The organism is Mucilaginibacter glaciei (assembly GCF_014773245.1).
Classification (GTDB): Bacteria; Bacteroidota; Bacteroidia; order Sphingobacteriales; family Sphingobacteriaceae; genus Mucilaginibacter; species Mucilaginibacter glaciei.
In genome coordinates, this window is sequence record NZ_JACWMX010000001.1 from 142956 (window position 1) to 160690 (window position 17735).

At 41.7% G+C, this 17735-nt stretch carries 17 protein-coding genes; all 17 read left to right on the top strand.

Annotation, left to right across the window (positions count from 1 at the left end; translation table 11 throughout):
• The first annotated feature begins 468 nt into the window (after positions 1 to 468).
• The 17 genes from IDJ76_RS00635 to IDJ76_RS00710 all read left to right on the top strand — a co-directional run bounded on the left by IDJ76_RS00635 (position 469) and on the right by IDJ76_RS00710 (position 17539).
• Positions 469 to 1305 (top strand): phytoene/squalene synthase family protein, encoded by an 837-nt coding sequence (locus IDJ76_RS00635; RefSeq protein WP_191159663.1) that lies wholly within the window; start codon positions 469 to 471, stop codon positions 1303 to 1305.
• Between the two features lie 136 nt (positions 1306 to 1441).
• Positions 1442 to 1963, top strand: coding sequence for an isopentenyl-diphosphate Delta-isomerase (gene idi, locus IDJ76_RS00640; protein ID WP_191159665.1), 522 nt, complete (start codon positions 1442 to 1444; stop codon positions 1961 to 1963).
• 109 nt (positions 1964 to 2072) lie between these two features.
• Positions 2073 to 2753, top strand: coding sequence for a GTP cyclohydrolase I FolE (gene folE, locus IDJ76_RS00645; RefSeq protein ID WP_191159666.1), 681 nt, complete (start codon positions 2073 to 2075; stop codon positions 2751 to 2753).
• Positions 2753 to 3469, top strand: a complete 717-nt coding sequence (locus tag IDJ76_RS00650; protein ID WP_191159669.1) for an SDR family NAD(P)-dependent oxidoreductase — start codon at positions 2753 to 2755, stop codon at positions 3467 to 3469. The genes folE and IDJ76_RS00650 overlap by 1 nt, the downstream gene beginning before the upstream one ends.
• A gap of 1 nt (position 3470) precedes the next feature.
• Positions 3471 to 4127 carry a flavin reductase family protein gene (locus tag IDJ76_RS00655; RefSeq protein ID WP_191159671.1) on the top strand — a complete coding sequence of 219 codons (657 nt, stop codon included), beginning with the start codon at positions 3471 to 3473 and terminating at the stop codon, positions 4125 to 4127.
• A 3-nt stretch (positions 4128 to 4130) separates the two neighbouring features.
• Positions 4131 to 5381 (top strand): NAD(P)/FAD-dependent oxidoreductase, encoded by a 1251-nt coding sequence (locus tag IDJ76_RS00660; protein WP_191159673.1) that lies wholly within the window; start codon positions 4131 to 4133, stop codon positions 5379 to 5381.
• A complete protein-coding gene (locus tag IDJ76_RS00665; protein WP_191159675.1) occupies positions 5378 to 6445 on the top strand; it encodes an oxygenase MpaB family protein in 1068 nt (355 codons plus the stop codon). The genes IDJ76_RS00660 and IDJ76_RS00665 overlap by 4 nt, the downstream gene beginning before the upstream one ends.
• 38 nt (positions 6446 to 6483) lie before the next feature.
• Complete coding sequence (locus IDJ76_RS00670) at positions 6484 to 7170, top strand: MarR family winged helix-turn-helix transcriptional regulator (RefSeq protein ID WP_191159677.1); 687 nt, start codon at positions 6484 to 6486, stop codon at positions 7168 to 7170.
• A 544-nt stretch (positions 7171 to 7714) separates the two neighbouring features.
• A complete protein-coding gene (locus IDJ76_RS20935) occupies positions 7715 to 7837 on the top strand; it encodes a hypothetical protein (protein ID WP_262892201.1) in 123 nt (40 codons plus the stop codon).
• A gap of 22 nt (positions 7838 to 7859) precedes the next feature.
• Positions 7860 to 8204: a DoxX family protein gene (locus IDJ76_RS00675; protein WP_191159679.1), complete on the top strand. Its 345-nt coding sequence runs from the start codon at positions 7860 to 7862 to the stop codon at positions 8202 to 8204.
• Between the two features lie 5 nt (positions 8205 to 8209).
• On the top strand, positions 8210 to 8548 hold the full coding sequence (locus IDJ76_RS00680) for a DoxX family protein (RefSeq protein ID WP_191159681.1): 339 nt from the start codon (positions 8210 to 8212) through the stop codon (positions 8546 to 8548).
• A 355-nt stretch (positions 8549 to 8903) separates the two neighbouring features.
• A complete protein-coding gene (locus tag IDJ76_RS00685) occupies positions 8904 to 9077 on the top strand; it encodes a hypothetical protein (protein WP_191161236.1) in 174 nt (57 codons plus the stop codon).
• A 298-nt stretch (positions 9078 to 9375) separates the two neighbouring features.
• Positions 9376 to 10626: a YdcF family protein gene (locus IDJ76_RS00690; protein ID WP_191159683.1), complete on the top strand. Its 1251-nt coding sequence runs from the start codon at positions 9376 to 9378 to the stop codon at positions 10624 to 10626.
• 14 nt (positions 10627 to 10640) lie between these two features.
• Positions 10641 to 11516, top strand: a complete 876-nt coding sequence (locus IDJ76_RS00695; protein WP_191159685.1) for a hypothetical protein — start codon at positions 10641 to 10643, stop codon at positions 11514 to 11516.
• A 280-nt stretch (positions 11517 to 11796) separates the two neighbouring features.
• Entirely contained in the window at positions 11797 to 15078 is a 3282-nt protein-coding gene (locus IDJ76_RS00700) for a SusC/RagA family TonB-linked outer membrane protein (RefSeq protein ID WP_191159688.1), read from the top strand.
• A gap of 18 nt (positions 15079 to 15096) precedes the next feature.
• Entirely contained in the window at positions 15097 to 16635 is a 1539-nt protein-coding gene (locus tag IDJ76_RS00705) for a RagB/SusD family nutrient uptake outer membrane protein (protein ID WP_191159701.1), read from the top strand.
• A gap of 46 nt (positions 16636 to 16681) precedes the next feature.
• Positions 16682 to 17539: a glycerophosphodiester phosphodiesterase family protein gene (locus IDJ76_RS00710; RefSeq protein WP_191159703.1), complete on the top strand. Its 858-nt coding sequence runs from the start codon at positions 16682 to 16684 to the stop codon at positions 17537 to 17539.
• The last annotated feature ends 196 nt before the right edge of the window (positions 17540 to 17735 follow it).

Sequence of the window (17735 nt, forward strand, 5' to 3'; positions counted from 1 at the left end):
TAGTACTTGAAAGTAAAAATAAATGCGGTATCGCATTGGGCTTTATTTTGTAGCAGAAATATTGCAGTTTCATGAAAGCAGAATACTTGTAGATAGCATGCTCGACGTAAAGTCTAACTTCTTTTTAATCTGCCAACATCAATTTAATACACTCAGACATTGATGTCAATCAAAGGTTATGGCAAAATGTTTATCAAACAAATAATTTATAACCTTTCCATATACTGCAATATTGCACTATTATTAAAAATATAATACAGTATTGCATTATATTTGATTTGATATTTAAACGTGTTAATTTCAAATTTGTTAATGTTGATGCCATATCCCGGTCAAACTCCATATTTCTCGTTGTACGATTGTTCGTTGCCGTTGTTGGTTCCTGCTTCTCGGGGTTACAATGCTCAGGCACTTAATTTCGCCATCTATTATTTCCGTACAATTGCTTATTCAATACCTCAATCATAAATGAAAGAAAGATTTGATACCTTATCTGCTACATGCAGCAGGGAAACAACAAGGTTATACAGTACCAGTTTTTCCTTGGGGATACTCTTTTTAAAAAAAGAAATCCGCGGCCCCATCCATGCTATCTACGGTTTTGTAAGGTTGGCCGACGAGATCGTAGATAGTTTTCACGATTACCCGAAGTCACTCATGCTGGCAGAACTGAAAGCAGACACCTTTACCGCTATAGAACGAGGGATCAGTATAAACCCGGTAATCAATTCATTTCAGCAAGTGGTAAACCAGTTTGGGATTAAACATCAACTGATTGTTCAATTCCTTAACAGCATGGAGATGGATTTGGGTGAACAGGATTATACACATGAAAAGTATGAAGAATACATTATGGGTTCGGCACAGGTTGTTGGACTGATGTGCCTGCATGTTTTTACCAAGGGTAACGAGGAGGAATTTGAAAGGCTGAAGATGCCGGCCATGAAATTAGGATCAGCTTTTCAAAAAGTAAACTTCCTGCGTGACGTGAATGCAGACTACCAGGAATTGAACCGAACTTATTTTCCAGACGTTAATCTTTCCGCATTTTCCGATGATAATAAGAGGGATATAGAAAATGATATTTTAAAAGAACTGGACGAGGCTTTACATGGAATAAGGCAGTTGCCTCGTTCCTGCCGAAAAGGTGTTTACCTGGCTTACGTTTATTATAAGCAGCTATTCCGAAAGATTGCTAAAGTGCCTGCAGAAAAAGTGATGTCGGAGAGGATAAGGGTATCAAATGGCCATAAATTCTATCTGATGTTCGATTCCTTGGTCAGGTATAAATTGAATGTTCTATAAATCAACAATTATATAACGCCAGTGAGTTTTTGCTGACAATACAAGATTATTAATGATCCTGAATTGCTGAAAATGATTTTTAACTATTTATCCGGTTTAGTAGATATTAAACATGATAAATTAAACAACTTAAAATTTGAAAGAGGGTGTAATTATAGTTAACGCAGGTGGCGAATTCATTGGAACTATGGATAAAATGGCAGCCCACCGTTCAGGAATGCTGCACCGGGCCTTTTCCGTTTTTATATTTAACAGCAAAGGCCAATTACTGCTTCAGCAAAGAGCTTTGGATAAATACCATTCTGGTGGGCTTTGGACAAACACCTGTTGCAGTCATCCTAAATTAGGGGAGGTCACCTTTGACGCGGCCAATCGCCGTTTGCAGGAAGAAATGGGGATGGCATGCAAGTTGACTGAATTGTTTCAATTCAGTTACCATCATCAATTTGAGAACGGCTTGATCGAAAATGAATTTGACCATGTTTTTATGGGTATAAGTGATGAACTACCGCTGCCCAATTCCACTGAAGTGGCCAATTTCAAGTATATAGATACAGACCAGTTAATGTTTGAATTGATCGAGCAACCTGATCTATACACGCCCTGGTTCAAAATATGTTTGGAACAAGTATTGGAAACTTATTATCAAATTATTTAAAAGGCTTTATTCATGAACATAGCCATCGTCGCGAGGGTCTATCCTCGGCGTAAATAATACCTTAAGGCGACTAAAAGAAAAGTACTTTAATTTATACTAATACAATTTAATGATAAAGAACGAAACAGTAAATGACTTAACGTTAGAGCAGGTTGTAACCGATCTGGAGCAGGATCATTATAATTCGGCTTTTGACACGCCACTCCGGCCCGACGCATTTGAAATGGATGACGAAGCGAAGATGGAAATCATCGCCAAACATTTTGCAGCGATCATGGAAACTTTGGGAATGGACCTGGAAGATGACAGTTTGAAAGACACACCAAAAAGGGTAGCCAAAATGTATGTCAAAGAAATATTTAGCGGGCTAAACCCGGCAAATAAGCCTAAACCTACATTATTTAAAAATACGTTTAACTATAACCAAATGCTCGTGGAGCGGAATATCGCTGTGTTTAGCAACTGTGAGCATCATTTTGTACCTATCGTAGGTAAAGCCCATGTTGCCTATATCAGCAATGGGCAGGTGATCGGCTTGTCAAAATTAAACAGGATCGTTCAATATTGTTCGCAACGGCCACAGGTGCAGGAAAGATTGACGATGCAGATTGCAAATATGCTAAAGGAGGCTTTGGGCACAGATGATGTGGCTGTTATTATCGATGCCCACCATCATTGTGTATCCAGCCGTGGCATCAGGGATGCAGGCAGTACAACATTAACTGCCGAATACAGCGGCCATTTTTTAAATACAGAAACCAAAAACGAATTTTTAAAGTATATCGGATAATGGATTTTAAGGACAAAAATATACTGGTGGTGGGCGGTAGTTCGGGCATTGGCTTATCATTGGTCAAACTGCTTCATCAGCAAAACGCAAACATCTATGTAGTTTCAAGATCGGCATCTGATGAATGGCCGGAAAATGTACATTTTTTAAAAGCTGATGTGACCGGAAGTCTGGATGCGGTCGAAATGTTCCTGCCGCAACAATTGCACGGGCTGGTTTATTCGGTAGGCAGCATCAACCTCAAACCATTTACCCGTTTAACCGCCGAAGATTTTATGAATGATTTTCAGCTAAATGTTTTAGGTGCAGCGCGCGTTATCCAACAAGCTATTAAGCCTGTAAAAAATGCTGCAGGGGCTTCTATCGTTTTGATCAGTACAGTAGCTGTGAGAACCGGGATGCCTTATCACGCCAGTGTAGCGGCAGCAAAAGGTGCGGTAGAGGGTATGGCGCTTTCCCTGGCAGCCGAATTGGCTGCGCAACAAATCCGGGTAAATGTAGTGGCACCCTCATTGACAGATACACCACTTGCTCAAAACCTGCTGAGCACACCCGAGAAAAGGGAAGCCTCTGCCAAACGACATCCATTAGGAACGATCGGAAAGCCAGCGGATATTAGTCAGCTGATCGCATTCTTATTATCGGCAGAAAGCGGCTGGATGACCGGACAGGTGATTGGGGTTGATGGTGGTTTAGGTAAATTAAAGACAAGCTAAAATGGTTAACATAAAAAGTGAAGAGATTTATCAACTGGAAAAACAATACCGGATAAGCCTGATCAATAGTTTAATCGGTTACCGGTCATTAAATCTTTTGGGTACAATAAGTAATGATGGCATTACTAACCTATGTATCATTAGTTCAGCGTTTCATTTAGGTGCAAACCCGCCGCTTATCGGAATGGTTATACGCCCCGAGCGTGAGCATAACGATACGCTTACCAATATTAAAGAAACCGGGCAATACACTTTGAATAATGTGTTGCCCGAATGGTATATGCAGGCGCATCAAACCAGTGCCAGTTACCCTTCTAGTGTTTCTGAATTTGATGCATGCGGTTTTCATAAGCACTATATAAGGGAGTTTAAACCACCTTTTGTAAAGGAGTCTAATATTCGGATCGGCCTTGAACTTCGTGAGGTGATTGATATGGAAATAAATGGAACCACGATTGTAATCGGCGAGATCATCCATATTTTGACGGAAGATAACCTGATTGCTGAAGATGGAACGCTTGATCACGCCAAAGCCAAAACCATGACGGTTGCAGGTTTAGACACTTACTATCTTCCGCAGCCTGTTGGGCAACTGTCTTATGCCAAGCCGGGGATTGAGCCGCATTTGCAGGGCGATCATGCTAATCATCAGGCCTAAAGCATGAAAAAAGATGCAGAAGTAATAGTTATAGGTGCAGGTATAGCTGGTTTAACAGCTGCTAAACTTTTAAAAACGGCAGGGATATCCGTTTTGATGTTGGAGGCTTCGGATGGGGTAGGTGGCAGGGTGCGGACAGATGAGGTGGATGGCTACCTGCTCGACCGGGGTTTCCAGGTTTTCTTAACGGCTTATCCCGAAGCCAAAAACCTTTTAGATTATGATGCACTTGAACTTTGCAAATTTGATCCCGGCGCATTGATTCTGACCAGGGATGGGATAACCAATATGGGCGACCCCATCAGGCAACCCAGTTCGTTGGTGAGCACTTTATTATCTAAAGCCGCGACATTTACTGATAAATTGCGGATGCTCAGGTTGAAGCTAAAATTAGCTGGTAAGAATATTGAAGAGATATTTTCCGAACCCGAGATCACCACTACCGAATATCTCAAAAGAGAAGGTTTTAGCGGTACGATTATGAACCAGTTCTTCCGGCCCTTTATGACAGGGATATTTCTTGAAGACCGGCTAAGTACCTCAAGCCGGATGTTCGAGTTTGTTTTTAAAATGTTTAGTGAAGGAGATGCCGCTATCCCTGCCAAAGGAATGGACATGATCCCAAAGCAACTGGCGGAGTGCCTTTCTCCGCAGGAACTGCTGTTTCACCAAAAAGTCACAGCAGTTAATGGTGGCACCGTAACAACTGAAGATGGAAATAACTATCAAGCCACCTTTGTCTTGATAGCCACCGATCCTTTACGTTCGCCCGTTCGATCCGGCAATTCGGTAATTAAATACCACTCTGTAAGTAATATGTATTTCACAGCTAAGAAAAGGCCCTTTGAAATGCCTCTGATCGCTTTAAATACTTTATCTGGAAAACTCGTAAATAACGTAGCGGTGATGGATCGCATTTCGCCCGCTTATGCTAAACCTGGCCACACCTTAATTTCGCTATCACTAATTGGTGATCATTCCAAAGCGAACCAAAAGGAGTTACAGGAAAATGTAGTTAGCGAACTGAAATTCTGGTATCCCGATGCTTCCAGCTGGCAGCATTTAAAAACTTATCACATTGATTACGCGCTTCCAAACGACGACCAGGTAACCAATGAGTCTGACTATAAAGCCCTTCGGTTAAACGCGCAGTGCTTTACCTGTGGAGATTATTTAATGAATGGCTCGATTAATGCAGCTATGAAAAGCGGCAGGCTGGCCGCTGAAGCGATTATAAACACCATGCGCAAATGATCAATCAAAATGTATATACCAATGAATTTTTAGACCAAAAGCGTCTGTCGGGCGATCAACAGGTGGACGAATTTATTAATCATATTTTTAGCAACCCCGAAACAAAGCAGCAATTGCAGCAATGGATGGGTGGTATGTCGGGTTCAGCACATTTAAAGTCATTGCAGGATGCTTTTCCTGGCTTCGCGTTTATCAATAAAGCTACAGAACTACCGGCCTGGGCGCAGCCAAGGTTAATGAAAGGCGGAGCTATATTTTACGCCCGGCATTCAGAAATCATTATGAGTTTGCTTGGCTTGTTATCATTGCCGTATTGCTATAATGCAGCTAACGGGGCCATGGTTTTATACTTGTCTGAACTGATCCGCAAGCAAACCACCAAAAGGCTATATGATACCGCTATTTTTGTTTGGGAAGTGATGGGTCCGGATGCTTTCGGTAAGGAGGGCAATGCTTTTGAAGAGATATTAAAAGTACGGATCATGCACGCTGCAGTACGTTATTATACGCTGCAAAGCGGCAAGTGGGATGATAGCTGGGGCTTGCCTATTAATCAGGAAGATATGGCAGGCACTAACCTTTCATTTTCATTGATAGTTATTCGTGGATTAAGGATGCTGGGTTACAGCGTGAGCCAGGAAGACCAGGCCGCGTTTATGCATATCTGGGCTGTTGTAGGCTATTTATCAGGATTGGATGATGCTTTGATACCGGAAAATCCTAAAATGGCGCAGCAACTGGATACGATTATTAAGCAAAGGCAATTTTCTGTTTCCAACCATGGGCAGGAATTGACCAAATCCCTAACAAACCACATTTTGTCAGTTAATAAAAGCAAGGCAACTGCCAACGATATACTGGGCTTAATGCGTTACTTGCTTGGAAAGGAAATGGCCGATATGCTGGCGATTGACGCCCCCGAATTGCCGGCTTATAAGCTTACATTGATCAAAACGTTGAATTTGTTAAAGGGCTTTAAACCACAGGGTGATCCAAAGCAAAACTACCGGACGGCTTATGCCACATTCAAGACACAAAACCCCGAACTCGTTAAAAAAAACTAAATTTAAACCATTAGCTGATACTTATAATTTGCAACAACATGAAATCATACCAACTAATTCATCAATTAATAAACCTTGTAGCCGAACTGGAAGAAGAAAACCAGGGACGGGAAGCGTCTGTTCAGGATTTTACAGGTTTTTTGCTGAATAAAGTTGGTGAGCCCATCGGTAATAACCGTAGTACTGATAAGCGTTTCGGCAACAATGACCGTGCAGCACTTGATTTAGCCTACCAGTTGGATAATAATATTGGCCGCTTATTTGTTTTCATGAGCCGCTACGCAAAGTCATATATTAAAAAGGCACTTGAAGGCACCCCTTTACAAACAGCAGAAGATTTTACTGCCCTGGCAACATTGCTTACGCACACTCATTTGTCAAAAAGTGAATTGATAAGCCATAATTTACAGGAAAAAACATCGGGTACGGAAGTGATCAGGCGTTTGGTTGCAGCAGGTTTGGTAATACAATGGGACGATAACAAAGATAAAAGGAGTAAACATATTGCCATTACCGATGAAGGCAGGAAACTATTATTCCAGGTTTTTGAGCATACAAGTTATGTGGGCAAGATCATCACCGGCAGATTGACCCTCGCAGAAAAATTTACTTTACAATACCTATTGCAAAAGTTGGAAAATTTTCATTTGGAGCACTACGAGAAGAAAACCATTATCAAAAAAGAAGATCTTAAAAAAATAGCAGAAGAACTCACATTATCATAATAAGCGTACCAGCTTGCGTTTGGTTTAACTGCAGCAGACAACGCAGATTCGAGACAATGAATAAGTAACCAATAGGTCAATATTTTAAATATAATATAATTCAATAAACAGAAACTTATCTCTAACTTACTAAGCAATTATAAACGTTCCCGATACTGTTCTACAACGCCAGCTGGCATTCCTAACAGGCATTATTAAGTCCTGATTTCTCTTTGCCTTACCAGTGGTTTATGAACCTGGCAAGTGTCTGTTTTCTTGCCGATACCTCTTTAAATCCCCAGCATTTGATGCCGGCTTTCCATTTTGTTTACTCACTGTTTGTGGCTCATGCCACTTATTTTCAATTGTAACTAATTATTAAATCCAATGAATAAATTTTCAAAGATCGAATTTGCGATTCTGACTATGGTCGTCATCATCATCTTCATTTCAGAGTACTACTACATTATTTTAAAAGACCATGACCGTGCTATTTTTATCGGGCTTTGGCCACCAACTATGGTAGGATTGCTAATCTATTTTAACCTTAAAAAGAACAATTGATATGGAAAATTTAGACCTAATTATTCTTACGCTTATCGTTACCGTACTATATGTTGGTTTTGCCTGGGGATTATTTGCTGCGCAAAAGAAACAACAACACCCTAAAACAGAAACTCCGTTATAACCAAACCTTAACAACTATTGACATGCAAACACTTTCTATTTCTGCCCAGCTCATTGTTGCTCTATCAGTTGCTTATGTATGGATATTTCGATATGATAACATTGTCTCGGAATTTAAACAATACGGTATCTCAGACCTGCTTAGAAACATAGTCGGTGCTTCGAAAATAGCGCTGGCAACACTTTTGATAGTCGGTATATGGTATCCGGCTTTGACGCTCGTTCCGGCTTTGCTAATGGCTGGTTTAATGCTTTGCGCTCAGGTTGCCCATATCAGGGTGAAAAATCAGTTCATAAAGTTTGTGCCTTCTGCGTTGTTGCTAATTCTGTCTTTGTTTATCGCCGGTGTTCATTCAGGGCTAATTTAATTTGGATGCTGCAAAATATTTTAATCTTAATTTCTGCTATTGCCTTTCTGTTTTATGGTGTAACTTTCTTTACTAACTCCGGCATGAAAGAGGAGTTTGAGCGCTATGGGCTTAATCAACTTAGAAAACTTGTAGGCTGCCTGCAACTACTTGGCGGTTCAGGCTTGCTTATAGGGTTTGCCTGGCATCTGGCATTGATCATAGCGTCGGGTGGGTTGTCATTATTGATGCTGTTGGGCTTCGGTGTTCGTTTGAAAATGAAGGATGGTTTTTGGGAATCAATGCCGTCCTTTCTTTTTATGTTGTTGAACGGTTATATCTGTTTGGTAGCACTTGGTCTTTAAAATTTATTTTATGACTTTGTTAACGGCTTTCGGCTGTGTTTTGCCTTAAATCTTTTAAAAAAAAGGACGTTCTTGAAATTCTTTGCCGATTATAAAGTGAGCAGTATGGACAAAATATTTGAGCCATAGATGAAACTATTAAGGTCTTTTTGATTTGAGCTAAGAGCTATGAACCTGAACTTCATTTTTAATTGTTTTTTTAAGTTTTTTATAATTAGTGATTTTAGCGATCACGCGAATTAAAGATGATCTATTTAGTATTGATCTTATCATAAAATACAAAAGAAACCACAGTGGCGGGAATCGTTCAGGAAAGGTTTTTAACATTCATTTTACTACGCGAAATTTAAATTCCATGAATGAAAGGATATGTTTGATTGAATTATATACCGGGGAAGCTTGTAATATACCGGTAAGATTTATTTACCCCGCTACCGAGCAGTCTATAAACGGAGCAAACTACCAGGCCGTAGTTGCCAGCCAGGGTGCAGGTGCACTCACTACAAAGCTCTGGTTCGACGTAAACTAAATTATTTAAGCGGTTATAGATGGAAATCTATAACCGCTTATTTGTTAAGTATGCCTAGTGCCGGTGCCTAAAGAAGATTGCTTGGGTTAAAGTTTGAAAGAAGGCTATAATGCTGTTTGATGGAGATTGGTGAAGACTTTGAAATTGGGAAATAAATGGCTTAGAGTTTATAAATAACATTGATGATGTTTTCCTATTATCATCACGCTTTAATCTTCAGATATAAAATAAATCTTTTAACTATTGAATAATCAAAATTTAATAGTAGGGTAATAAGCAATTGTCTTATTTGGCCCTCATGTTAAAACGTTTTCTGATCCTGCTATTTATAGTTAAATGTTCAATTGCTAACGCCCAGTTCAATGGCGCACTGCCAACGTATAAAATACAGGCAGGCGATAATTGGGTAAAGGCCAAAAATTATTATCTGCTCGCGTTATTGCAGCAAGATAAGCAGGCAGCAAAACTAATTTCGGCAGATGAGGGATTGTCGGGTATCGGCAAGAACAAACTTCAGGCGTTAAAAAGCTCCCTTGTTGATTGTAAGGACGGCCTTTGCCTGCCTGCCGCCTTAAAATTTACTGATGATGAAATTAAATTGGTAAGCGATAGGTTGGCTGCTCTCTACAGGCCGGGTAATGCTTTAGACAGGTTGGTGAAAACGAATTTAATACCATCAGGAACATATAATTTTTTTGGATCTGATGATCCGTCGGCCCTGTTGGTTAAAGCCTGGCAGCAGGACGCCTTTGCACTGAATTTCGCAATCGGTGTCTATGCCGAAGGTAAAAAGCCCAACTATCCTCTAATCGACTCGATTAGTTTTGACGTAAGGAAGAAAGCTTATTACACCCTGATGTATGACTGTTCGGCCGAGGTTGCAGCAAACACTCATAATAATGCGCTGTTTTTTGAACCTGCCCTTAACGCAGCATTAACCTATCTGGAAATTAACGAGCGCGTTGATGCCGGTAATTTTGAGCCAATGGCAACCACGGTTAATAAAGCTGCTGTCGATAAGATCGCTGGTACTAAATGGGGGAGTTTCCCCTACACTCACATCCTTGTGCCGGGTGCAGGGCCCGATAATTTGACTACACCCTTAAGCGGCGAAGGAATGTTGCGCTGCAAGGCCGCAGCCCGCCAGTATTTTGCAGGCAAAGCACCATTTATTGTTGTATCGGGCGGGAATGTGCATCCGTATAAAACAAAGTTTAACGAAGCGGTAGAAATGCGGAAGTACCTAATTGCCAAGCTGCGTTTACCGGCCAGCGCCGTGATCATTGAACCGCATGCGCGGCATACTACCACTAATTTACGCAACGATGCACGTTTAGCCTTTCGCTACGGTATGCCCTTTAATAAACCGGGGCTGATTGTTACCGATAAAAGCCAGAATGATTTTATCATGAATATGGATAAGCGCTGCCTTAAAGAATTAAATTATGTGCCTTACAAATTGGGTAAGCGCCTTTCTGAAACCGAACTTGAATTTTTTCCGCTCATCAGCGCGCTCCAGATTGACGCAGATGAACCAATGGATCCCTAATCTTAATGCTCTAAATGAAAAAAATTTATTTTCTCCTGATAGTTGCGTCGGTTTTGTTGTCGGCAGCCTTTACGTGGCAGGGATTTAATATTAAGCTCGACCGTGAAACCATGGTGGATTCATTAGGGGCTTGCCAGGGTGTATCACGCCAGGGTAACCGTATTTTTTTATACGGCGACCGCGAGGTGGGGGTGATCCGGGAGTTTAAATTGCAAGATGACAGCCTGGTATATACCAACAACGAATATAAACTAACGTTGAAAAACGAAGATGTCATCGGGCATCCAACAGGCATTGCTTATCATGGCCGCAGCCCGGTTTTTATAGGCAACTCTATCCGGTTGAATAAAGAAGGGACGAAGTGGCGCGCAGTGATTTACCTGGTTAACTGGGATGGCTTATTAAAAACCCGCACCCTTGATGGGAACTTGCTCAACACTATTGAGGACGATGCCTGCATCCAAGGAACCCGGCCGGAATATGTAAAATATAACAACAAGTGGTACGTGGCCACTGCAGATTATGGTGATAAAGGCAACGAGGTGAGGTTGTATGACCCTGAAAAGCTGGCCAATTGTAAAAAAACTTCAGAGCCGGGTGTGCTTTATAAAAAATTCACCTGTTCGCCGTGGGTGCAAAACCTTCATTGGGTGGCGGATAAAAGTATCCTGGTACTGATCCAAAACCAGGTAGAGGGGCGCAAGTGGCGGTTTACTTATGTTGATTTAACAAAATCTGTCGATAGCGGCAGTATGCATATTATGGCCCAAGCCGACATTAATAGCCGGGCCGATGAGCTGGAGGGGTTCACCTTCCTTAATCATCAAAAAGGCATTGCGGTTACATCGTCCCGTAAAAACAACGTTAACTATACCACTACCATTTGGTAAACTTTGTTTACAAGGGCTTAACTCCAGCGCCTTTTTCTTAATAAAAAGTTAATTTATTAGGCTCATTGTATTAAGGTGGGCGTGATACTTTTGGGCCTGTTGTAAATCAGTTAGCATTGATTCACAAGGGATAATAAGGTTATTAAAATTTATTTGAATTGCCTATGTAACACTTCAACTCTCCAAAACACAAAAACCGGATGCTGCGCTAACAATTATCCGGTTATGTGATCCTGTCAATCAACCATTTCGAGTTTCTCAACAAATAATTTTTAAAAGTATGAATAAAAAGATTACCTCCAATCTTTTGAAGCAGGCTTTTAATAGTATAAGCATTGCTTTACTATTGATCCTGTCTCTTTCGGCCCAGGCTAATAAGCCAAAGGTCCATTCCGCAACATTCGCCGCAGTTACAGGCGTGGTAACTGATGAAAATAATCAGCCATTACCGGGTGTCACCGTAAAAATTAAAAATACAATTACTGCTACAAGTACAAACGCAGATGGCCGGTATACTATTAATGCCGATAAAGGATCTGTATTAGTATTTAGCTTTTTAGGCTATTTAAGCCAGGAATTAACGGTTGGTAACGGCCCGCTCAACTTAAAAATGAAGCCGCAGTACAATATGCTGAACGAGGTGGTAGCCATTGGTTACCAAACCATGCGCAAAAGCGATGTTACGGGGGCTATTTCAAGCGTAAAAGCTTCTGAGTTAAACCTGGCCGCACCAACGCTTGGCCAGGCGTTGGTTGGTAAGGTTGCCGGTGTACAGGTATCACAAACAAGTGGCGCACCTTACCAAAGCACCAAGATCCGCGTACGTGGTGTAGGTTCATTCAACGCCAGTTCAGATCCGTTATACGTTATTGATGGCTACCCTGCTAATAACGATGTTTACATCAATCCTGACGATGTTGAATCAGTAGATATATTGAAAGATGCTGCATCAGCAGCTATTTATGGATCAAGGGCATCTGGTGGTGTGGTATTGATCACTACCAAACGCGGTAAAGAAGGCGCAGGTAAGTTTGAATATGACGTACAGGTGGGCAGCGACCAACTGGCACATAAAGTCAAACTTTTAAATTCTGATGATTTTGCCCAGTTGGTAATTGATGGCCGGAACAACGCATATCATGATCTTTGGGAAAATACGGGCCATGTTTGGAACGATGCCATGTATTCTGATGTTAACGCTACGCGCGTAGCTAACGTAGGTAATGCAGGCAGTGTACAAATCCCGACCTACTTATATAACTTCCCTACACAGAGCTTAATCCACCAAACGGTAAATACCGACTGGCAGGACGAGCTTTATCAAAATGCGTTTTTTCAAAAACATACCCTGTCTTTTTCGGGGGGTAGTAACGGCACGAAATATTACCTGAGCGGTGGTTATCAAAATCAAAAGGGTATCATCGTAACATCAGGCCAAGAACGTTATAACTTTAGGGGAAATGTAGAGTCGGACATCAATAAAAGGCTTCACGTGAGCGCTAATATGGCTTACACATCAAACTTTAACCGCGAGATACAGGAGGGTAGGTTTGATCACGGGCCAATATTAGGCGCGCTGATTTATATGCCTTTCTTCCCGGCCTACAATTCTGATGGCTCATTGGCTACTAACAGGGCGGCTTCAGAATCTGCCGCTTTTGGTTACCAAAGTATTGAAAACCCGGTTGCGTTAGCTACCCGTACTAAAATTAGCAGAAAAGGCTATCGCACAAACATCAACGCAGCTGTAAGCTACAAGATCATTGATGCTTTAACCTTTAAGGCCAACCTGGGTACAAACACCTATAACGAAAAATACGATTATTACTTACCAACCAGTTTAAGTAACGGTGCTAATCCTCCAGGCTCGCCGCAATCAATTGCAGCAGCAACGGCAACTGCCCAAACAACTAATATAGTTGACCAACTGGCGGAGTTTACTCTTAATTACAATAAGCAATTTGGTAAACACAAAATAGATGCATTGGGCGGGTATACCATCCAAAAAAACATGCGCGATGCATTAAGTGTTAGCGCCAAAGGTTTCCAGAACGATAACATCCCTGAGATAACAGGCAAGGGTGCGGATGCCACTTTTTTTACCTTGAACGGCGGCCCAACTGGTAAGTCGAACTTTACGTTATTATCGTACTTTGGCCGTGTAGGTTATAATTACGCAAGCAAATATTTCTTAACTGGCTCGTTCCGTGCCGATGGCTCATCACGTTTTGGCCCGCAAAATAAATATGGTTATTTCCCGTCAGTAGCCGCGGGTTGGACGGTTTCTGAAGAGCCGTTCTACCATAACCTATTAGGCGATCAGTCAACCTTAAAAGTACGTGCAAGCTGGGGCTTAAGCGGTAATTACAACATTGGTAATTACGGTTACCTGCAAACACTGGCCAGCCCAACAGGTGTGGTATTTGGTAGCAACAGTGCGGTTGCATCTGCTACCTACGCTAATGGTATTACCGATGAGAAGTTAAGCTGGGAATCAACCTCGCAATACAATGTGGGTTTAGATGTAGGGTTGTTTAAGGGCCGATTATCAATAATCGCCAATTATTACTTAAGTAACTCTTATAACTTGCTTTATAACCAACCTATATCGGCTATATCCGGCAGTACCACTATTTTAACCAACTTGCGCAATTCAGAGATCAGGAACAAGGGATTTGACTTCCAGATGGATGGCCGCGCAATTGCCGCCAAAGATTTTACATTAAACTTAAGCGGCAATATTTCTATCAACCGTAATAAGGTAACTAAACTGAGCGGTAATAATACCATTATCATTAACGGGGCCGAGCGATCTTATCTAACCAATATCACCCAGCAAGGGCAAGCGGTAGGTATGTTTTACGGATTTAAGGTAGCCGGTTTTGTTACTCCTGAAAACATTACCAAAGTTGCTCAATCTACCGCACAATCTAACCCGGTGCACGTTGGCGACCTTTACTTTGAAGATACAAATGGCGATGGTAAGGTAAATGATGCTGATAAAACCGTTATCGGTAACCCATATCCTGATTTTACCTATGGTTTTGCTTTAAATGCTACTTACAAGAAGTTTGATGTGGGTGCATCTTTCAACGGCTCGCAAGGTAACAGCGTGCTTGACGGGCAGGATTACTATCTGTACAACATGGAGGGATCGGGCAACCAGTATGCCGATGTAGTGAACCGCTATCGCAATGCAGCCAGCCCGGGCAACAACACGGTATTCCGCGCATCACGTGCAGGTACGCAAAGTAACAGTACGCGCTTATCTACATTTTACTTGCAAGATGGTTCGTTCTTGCGTTGTAATAACATCACCCTCGGATACACTTTGCCGAAATTGGCAATTGGTAAATTAGGTTTGAGTAATGCGCGCATCTATGGCAGCGTGGTGAACGCCTTCACCATTACTAAATATAAAGGCTATAACCCTGAGGTTGATTATAACTTCAGCAGCGGAGCGTCAAATACTACACAGCCGCCCAACCTGGCTCCTGGTATCGACTATGGCGTTTATCCCCTGGTACGTTCATTCAACGTGGGTATAAGAGCCGCGTTTTAATCATTAAAATTCAACAAGATGAAAAAGAAAATAATATTGATTGCAAGCGTGGCATTTTTAGCCACGGCCATGCCATCATGTAAAAAAGATTTTTTAGTACAAACCGACCCCAACGCTATTGAGTTGACAGCCAGCTTCCGGTCGCCGGATGACGTTTTAACCGCAGTAAATGGAATTTATCAATCATTGCGCAGCAGCAATAATATTGGCGAAAATAGCGGATTATGGACGGATGAGCGTTCTGACGATACCGGGCGTAACGATAACCAGTCGAACGCAGGAGAGCCTTTTCAGTTTGGCGATTTTTCTATTTTGCCAAGTAACACATATCTAAAAAGTCATTGGGTTTCATTATATAGTACCATATCAAGGGCTAACATCGTGTTGGCTAATATTGACCGTGTGACGTTTTCAGATCCGAATTTAAAGCTGCAATACATGGCCGAGGCGAAATTTTTACGTGCGGTAATGTATTTTGAGCTGGTGAGGACCTGGGGCGATGTACCACTGGTTACCAAACAATTCAAATCTGCTGATGAGGTGAACGAAAACACTTTTCGTGAAAAACAGGCCCTTGTTTACGCGCTTATTGTAACAGATCTTAAGGATGCTTTGGCCAGTAACCTGCCAAACCTGCAAACTGGTGCTGGTATTGGCCGCGCATCAAAGGCAGCTATCAATGCTACACTTGGGAAAGTATATCTGACTATGGCTACCACACAAGATGCAGCTGCCAAAACAGCTAATTTAAACGACGCCAAAACATATCTGACCGCAGCTTATGGCATGCGCACCTTTGGCGCGTTATCGAGCATCCCTTATGCCGACGTTTTTGATGTGAACAAAAAAGCTACCTGCCCTGAAATTGTTTGGCAAATTGTTAACAAGCAAGGCGATATCACCTATAGCTCCTCCATTGCAGCTAACAACCAGGCGAAGGGCGAAACCATAAACTCTCTTAAACCTGCATCAGGTTCGGGCGGTAACGTTACGCCCGATCTGATCAAAGAATACGAAGCGGGCGATCCGCGCATGGCATTCTCGGTTAAGTTTGCTAATGACCCTATTGTAAAAGACTATTTTATCACCAAATTCAGGGATGCCAGTGCTGGTGCATCAAACCTGGGTTATGGCGGCAACGACTGGATCCTGATCCGTTTTGCAGATGTGATGCTGATGCTTGCAGAAGTAAATAATTATCTTGGCGACCGTGCAGGTGCCATTACCCTGCTTGACCAGGTACGCACCCGGGCCGGCTTGACAACATACGCCGCAACGCTTACTGCAAACCCAACCTATGCAAGTAAATTTACAGACCTGCGTTTGGCAATTTTGCACGAGCGCCGTGTAGAGCTTGCCTTTGAGCATCATCGCTGGTTTGACCTGCTGCGCACTTTTAGCACTGATGAGCTGGTAGCTTATTTTAAAGCAAAAAGCCAGGCAGATTTCGGCATTCCTAAGTTGGCTAACTTTAATACTAAAGACCGGTATTTTCCTATTCCGTTTGATGAGAATAAGCTAAATCCCGAAAAAATGTATCAAAATCCTGGTTATTAATAACATTTTAGATGGGGAGGAAGCTCCCCATCTTTTTTTAAATCGTATGAAAAAGTTAATTGTTTATTTGTGGCCGCTATTGTTGGCTTTAGGCGTTCATGGCCAAACAAAGGTTATGGTTGCCGCCCACCGTGGCGACTGGCGTAATGCGCCGGAAAACTCCTTACGCGCGTTTGAATACGCCGCCGCAATGGGTGTAGATATTGTAGAGCTTGACCTAAACAAAACCAAAGACGGCGAGATCGTGATCATGCATGATCAAACCATTGACCGTACCACCAATGGTAAAGGTAAGCCCGCTGATTTCACGTTAGAAGAGATCAAGAAATTTGGTTTAAAAAACGGACTTGGCCGCGTTACACGTAACCCAATCCCAACGCTAAAAGAAGTAATGTTAGCTTTAAAAGGAAAACCGGTTATGGTTAACCTGGATAAAAGTTACCCTTATTACGAAGAAGCCTTTGCTATTTTAAAACAAACAGGAACTTTAAAGCAAGCTATTTTTAAAGCGGAGGTTACTTATACCCAGTTAAAAGATAAATATCCACGATTAATTGATAGCATCATTTATATGCCAATTATTAATCTGGATAAGCCGGAGGCGAGGCAGATTATTGGCGAATATCAGCAGCACATGCAACCGTTTGCATTTGAAATGAATTTTAAAAGCGATACATCTTTCCTTTTTAAGGATCCTAAACTTATAACCAGTAAAGGGTCTAAAATATGGTTAAACTCTCTTTGGGCATCGCTTAACAACGGGCACGATGATGATTTGGCAGTAGAGGAAAATAATACCAAGGATAGCTGGGAATGGCTGATTAACCACGGAGCCGGCGTGTTGCAAACGGACAGGCCAAAAGAACTGCTTTTGTATTTGAAAAAAAGAATGTTACGTCCGTAATTTGTCAGTGCCGTTAATGCTTAAGTGACTAAGTGTTGCCGTTGCCTTTTTGAGCACGGTTGGATTTAAATAATATGATGAATCTTCTGCGCTAAACTACAAGGACTCAAACAACACATATTCTTTTGCTTTTCGGATAATTGGTATTAGAGCCAATTACTGCTTATTAAAAAAACCTTTAAATCAACGATTTAAA

Bases quoted from the DNA above. Each gene is read 5' to 3' on its own strand.
- IDJ76_RS00635 (WP_191159663.1), top strand. From the start codon at position 469: ATGAAAGAAAGATTTGATACCTTATCTGCTACATGCAGCAGGGAAACA.
- folE (WP_191159666.1), top strand. From the start codon at position 2,073: ATGATAAAGAACGAAACAGTAAATGACTTAACGTTAGAGCAGGTTGTA.
- IDJ76_RS00650 (WP_191159669.1), top strand. From the start codon at position 2,753: ATGGATTTTAAGGACAAAAATATACTGGTGGTGGGCGGTAGTTCGGGC.
- IDJ76_RS00655 (WP_191159671.1), top strand. From the start codon at position 3,471: ATGGTTAACATAAAAAGTGAAGAGATTTATCAACTGGAAAAACAATAC.
- IDJ76_RS00660 (WP_191159673.1), top strand. From the start codon at position 4,131: ATGAAAAAAGATGCAGAAGTAATAGTTATAGGTGCAGGTATAGCTGGT.
- IDJ76_RS00665 (WP_191159675.1), top strand. From the start codon at position 5,378: ATGATCAATCAAAATGTATATACCAATGAATTTTTAGACCAAAAGCGT.
- IDJ76_RS00670 (WP_191159677.1), top strand. From the start codon at position 6,484: ATGAAATCATACCAACTAATTCATCAATTAATAAACCTTGTAGCCGAA.
- IDJ76_RS20935 (WP_262892201.1), top strand. From the start codon at position 7,715: ATGGAAAATTTAGACCTAATTATTCTTACGCTTATCGTTACCGTACTA.
- IDJ76_RS00675 (WP_191159679.1), top strand. From the start codon at position 7,860: ATGCAAACACTTTCTATTTCTGCCCAGCTCATTGTTGCTCTATCAGTT.
- IDJ76_RS00680 (WP_191159681.1), top strand. From the start codon at position 8,210: ATGCTGCAAAATATTTTAATCTTAATTTCTGCTATTGCCTTTCTGTTT.
- IDJ76_RS00685 (WP_191161236.1), top strand. From the start codon at position 8,904: ATGAATGAAAGGATATGTTTGATTGAATTATATACCGGGGAAGCTTGT.
- IDJ76_RS00690 (WP_191159683.1), top strand. From the start codon at position 9,376: ATGTTAAAACGTTTTCTGATCCTGCTATTTATAGTTAAATGTTCAATT.
- IDJ76_RS00695 (WP_191159685.1), top strand. From the start codon at position 10,641: ATGAAAAAAATTTATTTTCTCCTGATAGTTGCGTCGGTTTTGTTGTCG.
- IDJ76_RS00700 (WP_191159688.1), top strand. From the start codon at position 11,797: ATGAATAAAAAGATTACCTCCAATCTTTTGAAGCAGGCTTTTAATAGT.
- IDJ76_RS00705 (WP_191159701.1), top strand. From the start codon at position 15,097: ATGAAAAAGAAAATAATATTGATTGCAAGCGTGGCATTTTTAGCCACG.
- IDJ76_RS00710 (WP_191159703.1), top strand. From the start codon at position 16,682: ATGAAAAAGTTAATTGTTTATTTGTGGCCGCTATTGTTGGCTTTAGGC.